Here is a 13107-nt window from a genome sequence, read left to right on the forward strand (position 1 = left end):
CGCCCGCGCACCGCCTGCCCGCTCCCGCCCGCGCACCGCCCGTAGACCGACCGCCTCGGAGGCGCAGATGACCACCACCGCCGGGCCCTTCGCCGGGACCGCCCGTCTCACCGCCCGCCGCCGCGAGTTGGAGCTCTCCGCGCTCGCCGACCGCCCGTCGGTCGACCTGCTGGTGATCGGCGGCGGCGTCACCGGCGCGGGTGTCGCCCTGGACGCGGCCGCGCGCGGGCTGTGCGTGGCGCTGGTCGAGTCCCGCGACCTCGCCTTCGGGACCAGCCGGTGGAGTTCCAAGCTCGTCCACGGCGGTCTGCGCTACCTCGCCTCCGGCCGGATCGGGGTGGCCAGGGAGAGCGCCGTCGAGCGCGGCGTGCTGATGACCCGCACCGCCCCGCACCTGGTCCGGCCGCTGCCCCAACTCGTGCCGCTGCTGGACGGGTTGTTCCGCCCCGGCCAGGCCGCGCTGGTCCGGGCCGGCTTCCACGCGGGCGACGCGCTGCGGCTGAGCGCCGGCACCCCGGGCGGTCTGCTGCCCCGGGTCCGCCGGGTGGGCGCCGACCGCGCCCGGGCCCTGGTGCCGGGTCTGCGCAGCGCGGGCCTGTCCGGCGCGCTGGTCGCGCACGACGGCCAACTCGTCGACGACGCACGGTTGGTGGTGGCACTCGCCCGCACCGCGGCGCAGTACGGGGCGACCGTGCTCACCCGGGTGCGCGCCGAGGAGGTCACCGGGACGGGCGCCCGGCTCGTCGACACCCTCACCGGGGCGTCGTTCACCCTGAACGCCCGCGCCGTCGTCAACGCCACCGGCGTGTGGGCGGGCGAGGTGGACCCCTCCATCCGGCTGCGGCCCAGCCGGGGCACCCACCTGGTCGTGGACGCGGCCGCGCTCGGCCGGCCGCTCGCCGCGCTGACCGTCCCGGTGCCCGGCTCCACCAGCCGGTTCGTCTTCGCGCTGCCGCAGCAGCTCGGCCGGGTGGCGATCGGCCTCACCGACGAGGACGCGCCCGGCCCGGTCCCCGACGAGCCGCAGCCCTCCGAGGCCGAGGTCGACTTCCTGCTCGACACCGTGAACGGCGCCCTGGAGACGGCGCTGACCAGGGCCGATGTGCGCGGCGCCTACGCGGGACTGCGGCCGCTGATCGACACCGGCGACGGCGCCACCGCCGACATCTCCCGGCAGCACGCCGTCCTGGAGTCGCCGAACGGTGTGATCACCGTGGTCGGCGGCAAGCTCACCACCTACCGCCGGATGGCCGAGGACGCCGTGGACACCGCCGTCCGGCTGCGCGAGCTGTCCGCCCGCGCCTGCTGGACGGCCCGGCTGCCGCTGGTCGGCGCGCCCGGCCACCGGGACAGCCGCCCGGTGCCGGAGGGAGAGGTGGCGGCCTCGCTGCTGGCCCGGCACGGCGGGGCGGCCTGCGAGGTGCTGGCGGTCGGTGAGGAGCACCTCGGCGCCGGGTACGGGGCGCCGGTCGCCGACGGGATCGACGTCAGCCGCGCCGAGATCGCGTACGCGCTCACCCACGAGGGCGCGCTGGACGTGGAGGACGTGCTGCACCGGCGCACCCGGATCGGCCTCGTCGCGGCGGACGCCGAGCGCGCCCGGGCGGCCGTCGAGGGCATCGCGGCGAAGGCTTCGGCCTGACCCCGCCCGCACCCGGGCTCAGTGCCCGGTGCGCTCCGCCATCGGCTGCACGTCCGCCCCGAACTCCAGGGTGCAGCTCAGCGGCCGCTCCGCCGTCCCGGTCCGCTCCAGCCGGACGGCCAGCGGCTTCGGCGGCTCCTCGGTCAGCTGCGCGGCGAGCGTCAGCGGGTACACCCCGTGCCCGTGGACCCGGTGGAAGGCCACCTCCTTGCCGTCCACCAGTACCTCGGTCTCGGTGATCCACCCGGACCGCACGTTCACCGTGACGGAGTGCCCGCCCCGGTCGAGGTGGAAGCTGTGCCGCTGGCGCATGGGAGACCTCCGGTGCTCCCCCCGAGCCACGGTCAGTGTACGTCGCGAGTCAGGTGAATTCCCCTCGCGGTGGGGCGATCGACGTGAATGCCATGATCATCTCCTTCGTGCAGGAATCATGATGAAATAACGCTGCGTAGGCGATCTGTTACGTGATTGTCATCCTGGGTTGCGGTGGAGGCTTCGCTTGGGGTGAGAGGTTTTCCCAGGCCCCGAACGGGGCCGTCTGATGACCTGTCACTATGCGAGAGAGTCCTGATGACACCACGAGTCTCGGCCTCGCCCGGTTCCACCGGCGGGGCCTTTTCCATGCGCTGGATACGCCGAATATCAACGGCTCTGACGCTCGGTCTGCTGGTGCAGACCGGTGTCATGGCCGACGCCCTGGCGTCGCCCCAGGCGGACAGGAAGCCCGCTCCGCAGGCGCCGGCCACCCCGGCCGCGCCGACCACCGAGGCCCCTGACGAGGCGTCGGCACTGCTGGCGGCCCGCCTGCAGGGCAAGCGGATCGAGGTCACCAAGGCCCGCACCGAGTTCACCACCCTGTGGGCGAACCCGGAGGGGACGCTGACCTCGGAGCGGTCGACCGGTCCGGTCCGGATGAAGGTCGGCGAGGCGTGGGTCCCGGTCGACACCACCCTCGTCCAGACGCCGGACGGCAAGGTCGCACCGAAGGCGCACCCGGAGGGGCTGGTCTTCGAGGGCGGCGACGCCGGGGTGACGGTGGGCGACAGCCTCCCCGCCGTCGGTGCGCCGGAGCCCGCCGAGCACGCCTCCCGCAGTGCCGCGCGCGCCGGGGCCGCGACCGAGGGCGAGCCGGTCGCCGAGCCCGGGCAGGAACCCACGCCGGACCCCAAGCAGGACCCGAAGCCCGGGCCCAAGCAGGACCCGAAGCCCGGGCCCAAGCCCGCCGAGCGCCCGCTGGTCAAGATCGGCTCCGAGGGCCATCAGGTCGAGTTCGGCTGGCTGGGCCGACTGCCCAAGCCCAAGCTGTCCGGCAACAAGGCCACGTACGTCGACGCCCGCCCCGGTGTGGACCTCCTCCTGGAGGCGACCCGGACCGGCTTCGAGCAGTACCTGATCGTCAAGGACCGCAGCGCGGTCTCCCAGGCCGGCACGCTCACGCTGCCGATCGACACCACCGGCTACCAGGTGGCCAGGCAGCCCGACGGCGCGATCCAATTGCTGGGCGCCGACGGCAACGTGGCCGTCAGGATCCCGGCGCCGGTCATGTGGGACGCCTCGGTGGACGAGCTTTCGGGCGAACACCTCAACCGTGCACCCGTCCTCATGGAGCTGCGCGGCAGCGGGGGGGACGCCGAGTTGGTGTTCACCCCGGACGCGGCCTTCCTGACCGACGCGAAGACGCAGTTCCCGGTGACGATCGACCCGGCGGTCAACGTCGAGGCGAACTTCGACACATATGTGCACACCGGCGAGAACACCGACAACTCCTCCTCCACGGAGTTGAAGCTGGGAACGTACAACGGCGGTGCCACCAAGGCCCGTTCGTTCATCCACTTCCCCGGTGGCGACTTCAACGGCAAGCAGATCCTGGACGCCAAGCTGTACCTGGCGAACTTCCACTCCTCCTCCTGCCTGCAGAAGCAGTGGGAGGTCTGGTCCGCCCAGTACGCCGACACGGGCAACCGCTGGGGAAACCAGCCCGGCATGATCGACCGCTACGCGGTCTCCGACGAGACCCGTGACGTGCCGAACGACGGTGACAGCCACGACTGCCTCGGCGAGGGCAGCACCTACTGGGTGAAGGCCGACGTCACCAAGCTGGTGCGGGACTGGTCCGGCATGGGCGTGGGTACGTACGCGCTGGGCCTCAAGGCGGTGGACGAGAACGACTCCTACACCTGGAAGCGGTTCGAGTCCTCCGAGGGCGAGCACTCCCCGTTCCTGTCGATCACCTACAACACCGTGCCTGCCACCCCGGCGTCGGTGGACATCCAGCCGTCGCAGCCGGGCACCCCGAAGTACACTTCGGACGCCAACCCGCGTTTCCTGACGCAGGCCGCGGACGTCGACGGTGACAACGTCAAGGTCTACTTCGACCTGTGGCGCGGCGGCACCTTCATCGGCTCCATCCCGAAGGACACCCCGAACGGCGCGGTCGCGTCCGTCCGGGCGTCCGACTTCGGGCTGCCGAAGCTCGACGAGGGTGTGCAGTACGCGATCTCCTCGATGCTGCACGACGGCAAGTCCGCTTCCAACTGGGTGACCACGCAGTTCGTGGTGGACACGACCAAGCCGGGTGCGCCGTTCGTGACCTCCGCCGACTACCCGTCGGACGGTCTGTGGCACGGCGCGGCCAACCAGGCGGGTTCGTTCACCTTCTCGGCCCCGGCCGGGACGGACGACGTGACCGCGTACGTCTACACGCTGGACGGCGGCACCGCTGTCACCGTGGACTCGGGCGCCACGCTGACCACCAGCATCACCCCGACCACCGAGGGTCGGCGCGTGCTCAGCGTGCAGGCCAAGGACCGCGCGGGCAACCTGTCCCCGCCGGCGACCTACACCTTCCAGGTCGGCCAGGCCGGTCTGAGCTCGCCGGTCAACGGCAGCCAGTCCGCCAAGCGCGTCAAGCTGGCCGTCGATGCCCAGGCGCAGTTCAAGCGGGTGGTCTACGAGTACCGCCGCGGCCCGGGTGCCACCGAGTACACGGTGCCCCGGACCAACCTGACCAAGGCCGACAACACCCCGGTCACCGAGGACCGGCCGCGGCTGGCGGACCTCGGCCCGCACGCCAACTGGACGGTCATCGACACCCTCGGCAGTGTCGGCGGTGTCGTCCAGGTCCGGGCCAAGCTGTTCCCCGAGGACGGCTCCGGCAACGGCTACACCACCGTCTGGAACACCATCACGGTGGACCGCAACGCCGACGGCGCGGCCGCCGCCCAGATCGGCCCGGGCTCGGTCAACCTGCTCACCGGCGACTACTCCACCGATGTCACGGACGCCGACGAGTTCGGTATGTCGGTGGCCCGCACCACCTCCTCGCGCGACCTCGGCCGAGGCTGGCAGCCGCAGGGCGAGCGCCTCACACTGAACCAGCGCCAGGTCGGCACCGACACCAACGGTTTCACTGCCGGGCTGGCATCGCTGTCGCGTTCCACGGCGCGCGGTCATGACAGTTCGACCGACTCGCTGCTGATCACGCCGACCGGGCAGGCCGGCCAGATCGACTCCTACGCGGGTGTCGGCCCGGACAACACCCTGGCGCTCGGCATGAAGCCGGGCCGCACCTACCGCCTCACCGGCTGGATCTACGTGCCGGGCTCGACCGGCCTCAACCCGGACTTCGGTGACCGCGGCCTGCGGCTCGCCGGCTTCGTGAAGACCGGCGCGGGCTACGCCAAGACCACCTCGCCCAAGGCGTCGTTCACCGACGGCTGGCAGCAGCTGAGCGTGGACCTGGCCGTCCCCGCCGACGCCACCGAGGCGTGGTTCCGCCTCTACAACGGCTTCACCGCGGCGGACAAGCAGGTCTTCTTCGACGACCTGTCGATGAAGGAGATCGTCGCGCCGTTCGGTCCGCAGTGGGCCGGAGGCCCCGACGCGGGTGCCGGTTCGGACTACCGTTCGCTGTCGTTCCCGCAGTCCGACCTGGTCGAGATCAAGGGCAACGACGACACCTCGCTGACCTTCGCCAAGGGCACCGACGGCACCTTCTTCCCGGAGCCGGGCGCCGAGTCGCTCACTCTCAAGGCCGTCCCGGCCACCGCGGGCGCGATCGTGCTCAGCAGCACCGGCCAGTGCCTGGAGGTCCCGAACGGCGCGGCCGGCAACGGCGCCGGGCTGCAGCCGGCGTCCTGCACCGGCGCGGCGAACCAGCAGTGGACGCGTGGCGACGACCTGACGCTGCGGCTGCTGGGCTACTGCCTGGACAACCCGCTGGGCCAGGTCGACAACGGCACCCGGATGACGCTCTGGGGCTGCAACGGCGGCATCAACCAGCAGTGGGAGGTCCGCACCGACGGCATGGTGGTGAACCGCCACTCGGGCAAGTGCCTGGACGCCGACAAGGGCGCCTCGGTCTGGGTCTGCTGGGCCGGTCCGAGCCAGCTCTGGAACGTCCAGACCGCCGGCACCACCTACGAGCTGTCCGAGCTGGACGGTTCGAAGACGGTGTTCGCACAGCAGGCCGGTTCGAACATCTACCAGGTGGTCAGCGACAGCGGCCCCGAGGCGGCTTCGACCACCCGCTACCAGTACGACACCGCTGACGGCCGTTCGCTGGTGAAGCGCGTCATCCCGGCGGTCGAGCCGGGCGTGGACGACGTCAACCACTGCTCGGTCGACCCGCTGCCGCGCGGCTGCGAGGTCATGGAGTACGAGTACGCCAAGGCCCTCACCGCCACGGGTACCACGCCCGGCGACTACCCGGACCGCGTCAAGGCGGTCAAGGTCTGGTCGTGGAACCCGGCGACCTCCAAGCAGGAGGCCGTCGAGGTCGCCCACTACGCGTACGACGACAAGGGCCGCATCGCCCAGGTCTGGGACCCGCGCCTGGCGCAGCCGCTGAGGACCACGTACGGCTACGACACCGAGGGCCGGGTCACCCGGATCACCCCGTCCGGTGAGCTGCCGTGGAACTTCGACTACGGCAGGGCCGCGGCCGACCAGGACCCGGGGCGCCTGCTGAAGGTCCGCCGCGCCACCCTGGCCCAGGGGTCGAAGGACCAGGTCAGCGGTGAGGTCGCGACCAACGTGGTCTACGACGTGCCGCTCACCCGCGGTACGGGGGGCCCGTACGACCTGGGCGGCTCGCACGTGGCCACGTGGGCACAGCTGGACGCTCCCACCGACGCCACCGCCGTGTTCGGCCCCGAGGACGACCCGGGCACCAACACCGCCACCGCGGCCAAGCCGGGCGGGGACGGTTACAGGCCGGCCGTCGTCCACTACCTCAACGCCAACGGCAACGAGGTCAACACGGCCAGCCCGTCGGTCACTCCGGGCGGTGACATCGACACCAAGGAGTACGACCGCTACGGCCACGTCGTGCGCTCCTTGGAAGCCACCAACCGCACGATCGTGCTCGGCACCCACCCCGAGTGGGACCGGTTCACGGCCGAACTGGGCCTGCCCCAGATCCCGGCCGAGCTGCTCGCCGAGAACCTGACCGACGAGCAGAAGGCCCGCAAGGCCGAGATCACCAAGTCCCGGGCCCGGCTCCTGGACTCGCGGACCACCTACAGTGCGGACGGCCTCGACGTCGTCGAGACGCTCGGCCCGGTGTACCGAGCCTCGCTCGCCGAGCAGGTCGTCGGCCAGAGCACCCCGGCCACCGTGTTCTCGGAGGCCGAGAAGCTCCCGCAGCTCGGCGGCACCGCGCCGACCCAGATCGACACGAACTGCTGCGGCCTCAGCTGGTCCGGCGGTGCCCACCTGAGCATCAGGGCCACCGCGGCCGGCGCGTTCGACGCCGTGCGGGTCAAGGTGCTGGAGGAGGGCGACTACGTACTTTCCGGGCAGCTGACCAAGTACAGCGACCACGGCATCGTGCAGTTCGCGATCGACGGGCAGAATGTCGGCCAGCCGATCGACACGTACTCCGCCGACCCGGCCGTCGTCCCGTACGCGACCGGCCAGTCGGTCCGGCTCGCCCGCGGTGACCACGAGCTCAGGATCACCGTCACCGACGCCAACCCGGCCAGCACCGGAGCCCGGTACCACACCGGGATCGACACCGTCACGCTGACCAAGAGCACCGTCAACCCGACCCTGGTGGCGGGCGCGTCGGTCGTCGCGCGCGACCACAACACCAACACCTACGACGAAGGGAGGCCCGACGGCCAGGCGTACCACCTGGTCACCACCGCCACCGACGGCGCCCGCATCGACGGCTACGCCGACGACGCCGAGGTACGGGTCACCAGGACCGGCTACGACGCTCCGCTCGGCGGCACCGCCGGCTGGACGCTGAAGAAGCCCACCTCGGTCACCACCGACGCGCTCGGCACCAAGCCGACGGCCACCGTCAAGTACGACGCGCAGGGCCACGCGCTGGAGTCCCGCAAGGCGGGCTCCAACGGCGCCGACGCCGGGACCGTCAAGTCGGTGTTCTACACCGCCGGCGCCAACCCGGACGACGCGGCGTGCGCCAACCGTCCCGAGTGGGCGGGCCTGCCCTGCGTCACCCTGCCGGGCGGCGCGATCACCGACGGGGACGCGGCACGGATGCCGACCACCCTGCCGGTCAAGCGGGTCACCCGCTACTCGCCGTTCGGCGAGCCGGAGGAGACCACCGAGACCAACGCGGGCAAGTCCCGGAAGACCGTCGTCACGTACGACGGCGCCGACCGGATCACCTCCACCGAGATCACCTCGGACGAGGGCAAGCCGCTCCCGAAGGTCACCACCGAGTACGACCCGGCCACCGGCGACAGCGTGAGGACGACGGCCGGCGGCAAGTCGCTCGTGCGCGTCCTGGACCAGCTCGGCCGGCTGCTCTCCTACACGGACGCCGACGGTGCCACGACCACCACGGAGTTCGACCGGTTCGGCAAGCCGGTCAAGGTCACCGACCCGACCGGGTCCACCGCCTACACCTACGACCGCGCGAAGGAGCCGCGCGGACTGGTCACCTCGGTCAACGACAGCGTGGCCGGCGAGTTCACCGCCAAGTACGGCCCGGACGGCCAGCTCGTCGAGCAGACCTACCCCGGCGGCATCGTCCGCAAGGACACCACCAACGCGGTCGGCGAGGCCACCGGCCGCACCTACACCCGCACCAGCGACAACAAGGTGGTCTGGGCCCAGACCACCGACATGTCCACCCAGGGCCAGGTGGCCAAGGACACCAGCTCCACCGCCACCCGTACCTACCAGTACGACCGGCTCGGCCGGCTGGTGAAGGCCGAGCAGTCCACGGTCGCCGCCGGCTGCGTCACCCGCCAGTACGCCTTCGACGTCCGTTCCAACCGCCTGTCCAAGCAGACCTCCCCCAAGGGGGCGTCGGGCGAGTGCAGCACGACCGGAGCGGTCGCGGAGAACCACACCTACGACAGCGCCGACCGCCTCACCGACCCCGGCTTCACCTACGACGCCTTCGGGCGCACGGTGAAGACCGCGACCGGTGCGACCAACACCTACTGGGCCAACGACCGCGTCGCCGCCCAGGAGAAGGGGGACACCAAGCAGGAGTGGGCCGTCGACGCCGCCCACCGCCTGACCGCGTTCACCACCAGCAAGAAGCAGGCCGACGGGTCGTGGGCCGGCGCCACGTCGAAGCTGAACCACTACGGTGACGACTCCGACGAGGTCCGCTGGACCGTCGAGGACACCACCCAGGGCACGCTGACCCGCAACGTGTCGGGCCCCGACGCCGATCTGGTGGCCACCACGAGCAGGACCGGTGACGTCCAGCTCCAGCTCACCAACCTGTTCGGCTCGGTGGTGCTTGTCACCGACCCGGCGCTGACCAAGCCGGTGGTGCTGGACTTCGACGAGTTCGGCATCCCGCAGGACGGCCAGGCGGGCGTCCGCTACGGCTGGCTGGGCGGCAAGCAGCGCTCCGCCGAGGCGCAGGACGGCGACATCCTCATGGGTGCCCGCCTCTACAGCCCGGCCCTCGGCCGCTTCCTCCAGGTCGACCCGGTCCCGGGCGGCAACGCCAGTGCCTACGACTACTGCACCGGCGACCCGGTCAACTGCACCGACCTCGACGGCAACTGGGGCATGCCCAAGTGGCTGAAGAAGACGGTGGAGGTGGTCGCCAAGGTCGCCGAAGTCGCATCCAACATCCCGGGTCCGATCGGCACGATCTCGGCCGTCGTCTCCGCGGTCTCCTACGCGGCCACCGGCAACTGGGCGAAGGCCGCCGAGATGGCGGTCACCGCGGTCGCGGCCACGGTCGGGGCCGGACCGGTTGTCAAGGCGGCTGTGTCGGCTGTCCACACGGTCAAGGCGGCCAGGGCCGTCAAGGCCGCGGTCAAGGCGACCCCGAATCCGCGCCTGATCAAGATCTCGCGTTCGAAGATGGCGATCCGGGCGTACAACATGCCGGTGATCGGCGCGAAGTCGAAGCTGTTCGGCGATGTCCACTCGGGGGCCAAGAAGGCCGGCCTGCTGAACCGGGGGAAGCGGGATGCCCGCTGGTCCGCCGGCTGGAGCGTCGCCACCACGAGGGACGCGGGCCTGGTGAAGAGCCACCGCAAGTCCAACGCGCGCACCGTCTTCCGGGTCAAGGTCGCTGGTAAGAAGGTGGACGTCGGGTTCGGACCGTGGCGCCCCGGCCGCCAGCGGAACTACCCGCCGGTGACCTGGCGATGACGGAGAGAGGAAAGGTGGACCGACGGTGATCGACGCGTTCGTCGAGGAGATGACAGCGTCCGGCCTGTTCGTGTCGGTCGAGGCGGTGCCCGTGATGGACGAGCCCCGCATCGTCGACGTGTGGGCGGACTCGGTGGCGGGGCAGGAGTTCTGCGTGTCCCTGGTCGAAGGCCAGGACAATGCGCGGGTGCTCTGTGACGGCTACGTCTTCGAGGCCGTTCCGGTCCCGGTCGTCCTCGAGTTCGTCGACGCGGTCGTCCATGAGCGGATCGAGGTCACCGCGTCCGGCAACGGCACCCGGTTGACCCTGGGGGTTCCCACCTCGCAGGGGGTCTGGCAGGACACGCGGCGTGTCACCGCCGAGGTGTCGCCGTGGGAGCGACAGGCCCTCGCTCGGAAGGGAAGGGGTTCGTCCTGACGGAGCGCAGGACTGAGTGAGGAAGGACCGGTGCCGTGGGCGGCTGCGCAGCCGCCCACGGCACCGACCGTTTTCCGGCCCCGGCCCCGGCCCCGGCCCCGGTCCTGACGCCGCCGGGTCAGGCCAGGCGGCCGCCGCCGTCGACGTGCAGGACGGTGCCGGTGACGAAGGGGCTGGTCATGGCGAAACGGACGGCGCCGACCAGGTCGTCGACAGTGCCGGTGCGGCGGGCCGGGTTGCGGTCGGCGACGGAGCGCAGGAAGGCGGCCTTGTCGGGGCCCAGGCCGTCCCAGGCGCCGGTGTCGACGATGCCGGGGGAGACGGCGTTGACCCGGACCGGGGCGATCTCGACCGCGAGGGCCTGGACGAGGAAGGCGAGTGCGCCGTTGGTGGTGGCCATCACGGTGCGGGCGGGGGCCGGGCGCCAGGCGGCGACCCCGGAGAAGAAGGTGAACGAGGCGCCGTCGGGGGTGTCGGTGGCGGCCTGCGGGGCGAGGTGCTTGGCGAGCAGCAGCGGGCCGTAGACCTTGGCGGCGAACGCCCGGTGGATGTCGGCGAGTTCGAGTTCGGCCAGCGGGCCGTTGGCGGGCATGGCGGCGGTGGAGACCAGGTGGTCGAAGCGGCCGGTGGCGGCCGCGAGGGCGGCGACGGACGCCTCGTCGGCGAGGTCGACGGGGACGGTCCGGGCGGGGCCGGGCAGTTCGCCGGCCGTCCACTCCAGCTTGCGCGGGTCGGGGCCGGCGAGGACCAGTTCGGCTCCGGCGGCGGAGGCGGCGTGGGCGAGGGCACGGCCGGTGCGGGAGCCGGCGCCGATCACGACGACGCGGCGGGAGGCGAGGGGGAGAGTGCTGTCGGTCATGGGACAAGGCTGTTCCGACCAGTGGTGATGCGTCCAAGGCTTGTTTTCGAAGAGATCCATAAACTGGTTGCATGACCACGCTCCGACAGTTCGAGTACCTGGTGACCGTCGTCGACACCGGGTCCTTCACCCGTGCCGCCGAGCTGCTGCACGTCACCCAGCCGGCGCTCTCGCACCAGGTGCGGGCGCTGGAGAAGGCCGTCGGCGGGCCGCTGCTGGAGCGCCTGCCGCGGGCGGTGCGGCCGACGCCGATGGGGCGGGCGGTGCTGCCGCACGCGCGGGCGGCGCTGGCGGACGCCGAGCGGCTGCGGGCGGCGGCCCTGAGCGCGGCCGGACTGGCGGGCGGGGAGCTGGAGTTGGCGACGGTGTACTCGGTGAGCCTGGGTCTGCTGCCGCCGGTGCTGCGGGCCTGGCGGGCGGCGCACCCGGAGGTGCGGATCCGGCTGCGGGAGTTCGCGCACACCGAGGACCTCCGGGCGGCGATGACGGCGGGTCAGGCGGATGTGGCGGTGGGGCCGTTGCCGGCGGGCTGGGAGGGGCCGATCCGGGAGCTGGGGGAGGAGGAGTTCGTCCTGGTGCTCCCGCCCGAGGGGGTGGGGGAGTCGGACGATGCTCCGGTGCCGCTGGCGGCCCTGGCCGGGCGGGACTGGGTGCACTACGCCCCCGGCAACGGCCTGGCGGACGTGCTGGACGCGGCGTGCGCGGCGGCCGGGTTCCGGCCCGGGGTGGCGGTGCGCACCGAGCAGACGGCGGCGGCGCCGCTGCTCGCGGCCGCCGGGCTGGGCCCGGCGCTGGTGCCCGCGAACATCGTGCCGCCCGGCTTCGACGGGCTGGTGCGGCGGCCCGAACCGCCGGTGCGGCGGCCCCTGGTGGCGTACACCAGGACCAGGCCGGACGCGCTGACGACGGCGTTCGTCGAGCTGCTGGCCCGTCGGGTCCGGCTGCTGCCCGACCGGGCGGACGCTGGGACTGCCGGCGGTCCGGCCGGATCTGCGGATGTGCCGACCGACGGATTCTCGTGATCTCTACAGTGCTGTAGATTCGTTTGGCAGGGAGAGCAACCGAGGAGGGCAATCGTGGGAGTTTCGCTGGCCAAGGGCGGCAACGTCTCGCTGACCAAGGAGGCGCCGGGCCTGACGGCCGTCATCGTCGGACTCGGCTGGGACGTCCGCACCACCACCGGCGCCGACTACGACCTGGACGCGAGCGCGCTGCTCTGCAACGCGCTCGGCAAGGTGGTCTCGGACCAGCACTTCGTCTTCTTCAACAACCTGCGCAGCCCGGACGGTTCGGTCGAGCACAGCGGCGACAACCTGACCGGTGGCGGCGACGGCGACGACGAGCAGATCAAGGTCGACCTGGCCGGTGTCCCGGCCGATGTGGCCAAGGTGGTCTTCCCGGTGTCGATCTACGACGCCGACGCCCGGTTCCAGAGCTTCGGCCAGGTGCGCAACGCCTTCATCCGGATCGTCAACCAGGCCAACGGCCAGGAGCTGGCCCGGTACGACCTCACCGAGGACGCCTCCACCGAGACGGCGATGGTCTTCGGCGAGCTGTACCGCAACGGCGCCGAGTGGAAGTTCCGCG

7 protein-coding genes are annotated in these 13107 nt (G+C 71.9%); 5 read left to right on the forward strand and 2 right to left on the reverse strand.

Going from position 1 to position 13107, the window contains the following annotated elements; all coding sequences use genetic code 11:
- The first annotated feature begins 67 nt into the window (after positions 1 to 67).
- A complete protein-coding gene (locus ADK60_RS35385; protein WP_053650959.1) occupies positions 68 to 1642 on the forward strand; it encodes a glycerol-3-phosphate dehydrogenase/oxidase in 1575 nt (524 codons plus the stop codon).
- A gap of 18 nt (positions 1643 to 1660) precedes the next feature.
- On the opposite strand, the gene ADK60_RS35390 is transcribed toward ADK60_RS35385, so the two are convergent.
- The gene (locus ADK60_RS35390) at positions 1661 to 1954 is read right to left on the reverse strand and encodes a hypothetical protein (protein WP_053650960.1); all 294 of its coding nucleotides are present in this window, start codon (positions 1952 to 1954) and stop codon (positions 1661 to 1663) included.
- A gap of 309 nt (positions 1955 to 2263) precedes the next feature.
- Between ADK60_RS35390 and ADK60_RS35395 the strand changes: the two genes are divergently transcribed.
- Both ADK60_RS35395 and ADK60_RS35400 read left to right on the forward strand, forming a co-directional pair.
- Entirely contained in the window at positions 2264 to 10243 is a 7980-nt protein-coding gene (locus ADK60_RS35395; RefSeq protein WP_159400710.1) for a ricin-type beta-trefoil lectin domain protein, read from the forward strand.
- 25 nt (positions 10244 to 10268) lie between these two features.
- On the forward strand, positions 10269 to 10661 hold the full coding sequence (locus ADK60_RS35400; RefSeq protein WP_053650962.1) for a hypothetical protein: 393 nt from the start codon (positions 10269 to 10271) through the stop codon (positions 10659 to 10661).
- A 118-nt stretch (positions 10662 to 10779) separates the two neighbouring features.
- On the opposite strand, the gene ADK60_RS35405 is transcribed toward ADK60_RS35400, so the two are convergent.
- Positions 10780 to 11520 (reverse strand): SDR family oxidoreductase, encoded by a 741-nt coding sequence (locus ADK60_RS35405; protein ID WP_053650963.1) that lies wholly within the window; start codon positions 11518 to 11520, stop codon positions 10780 to 10782.
- A gap of 71 nt (positions 11521 to 11591) precedes the next feature.
- Between ADK60_RS35405 and ADK60_RS35410 the strand changes: the two genes are divergently transcribed.
- Both ADK60_RS35410 and ADK60_RS35415 read left to right on the forward strand, forming a co-directional pair.
- Entirely contained in the window at positions 11592 to 12542 is a 951-nt protein-coding gene (locus ADK60_RS35410; protein WP_079008957.1) for a LysR family transcriptional regulator, read from the forward strand.
- 54 nt (positions 12543 to 12596) lie between these two features.
- Positions 12597 to 13107: TerD family protein (locus ADK60_RS35415; protein WP_053650964.1), on the forward strand; the 511-nt coding region annotated here is incomplete at its 3' end.

It is taken from the genome of Streptomyces sp. XY431 (assembly GCF_001279805.1).
GTDB classification, from domain to species: Bacteria; Actinomycetota; Actinomycetes; order Streptomycetales; family Streptomycetaceae; genus Kitasatospora; species Kitasatospora purpeofusca.